Below are 1,141 nucleotides of genomic sequence, written 5' to 3'. Positions count from 1 at the left end.
GCACGATGGCGAAGTCGGCGAGTCCTTCCACAGGTGCGCCAGCAGCCGCCGGAGCTGCGTTGCTGGATTTTGACTGGGCGCAGGGCCCCCATATCAGCGCGGTTGCTGCTTATCGGCAGCCTACGGGCATTTGCCATTGTTGGCGGAGCTCAAGGCGGCAACCGTCGCCTGCAGCGTCCCGCTACCATCCTTGGTTCCCCGTGCGACGATGCACCTGCCTGGCACGACGGCCTCCGAATTTAACAAGGTGTTTCTCCAGTACTGCGTGGTGTCGGTGACCCTCACCCTGGTTTCAGAGGGGTTGCCGTTGGCGTCGGCAACGGTCACGTTGATGGTGTCACCCTCTACAGAAGCAACCCTGCCGCTTACGCTGGGGGGGCTGCCCTCCGGCGGTGTCGGGCACTTGCCGTCACCCCTTTCAAGGGAGAGTTGCACAGTTCTGGCTGTGACAGCGCCACCGGGGACCGAGGCGCTCTCCGGGATGTTAGGAACATACACGCACTTGCCGGCAGTGATATCGGTCAGCTGAGCCGCGACGTTCTCGGTGACCCTGGTTTTGGGGCTGACGTCGACGGTGGCCGTCCCCGTCTTCTCGGTGACCTGGACCGCGTTACCGGACACCGACGCGATCAGTCCGGAAACCGAGTCTTCGGCGCCGGCGGACGACTTCCCTGGGGACGCGGGCGACGCCTCTGGGGACTTGGGCGACGAACTGCACGCGCCCAGCGACAGCGCGGTTGCGCCCGCAACCGCGAGGATCGCGAGTCCGGTGAGCCGGGCGGGCTCGAAAGTTAGTTGCATCGATATCCCTTCAATTGCTGGGCGCTGTGGCCAGATCAGTTATGCTGCCGTTCTACCAGCAGGTATCAGAGTACTGCGTTTTGGGCAGACGTGCCGCACTCGACTGGTTCGAAAATGACCGAGAATGACCGGACACGGCCTTAGGGGCCCGTCGCGGGCAGGCCGGTATAGGGCGGGTGCGCCGATTCGGGCACGTCCAGCCCGCAGTGGATCAACTCGTACCGGGGAACACGGTCGATCCGGTATCTGGTGAAGCTCACCGAGTGCAGCAGATTCGACAAGAACCGATGCAGACTCATCGGGCCGCGCACCGAATTCAGCACCGCCGCAGTGCCGGGGC

Annotated in this window: 1 protein-coding gene and 1 pseudogene; both read right to left on the bottom strand. The window is 64.1% G+C overall.

Translation table 11 applies throughout. The annotated features are described in order from the left end of the window. Nucleotides 1–120 precede the first annotated feature (120 nt). Nucleotides 121–801 carry a DUF5666 domain-containing protein gene (locus tag AC2VON_RS02910; RefSeq protein ID WP_486951594.1) on the bottom strand — a complete coding sequence of 227 codons (681 nt, stop codon included), beginning with the start codon at nucleotides 799–801 and terminating at the stop codon, nucleotides 121–123. Between the two features lie 140 nt (nucleotides 802–941). Continuing rightward, nucleotides 942–1,141: pseudogene (locus AC2VON_RS02905) on the bottom strand (hypothetical protein); the annotation flags it as partial.

It is taken from the genome of Mycobacterium sp. TH-M82 (genome assembly GCF_057473605.1).
This window is presented reverse-complemented; position numbering and strand designations above follow the sequence as displayed.

Coding starts and splice junctions, on each gene's coding strand:
- AC2VON_RS02910 (WP_486951594.1), bottom strand. CDS start 801: ATGCAACTAACTTTCGAGCCCGCCCGGCTCACCGGACTCGCGATCCTC.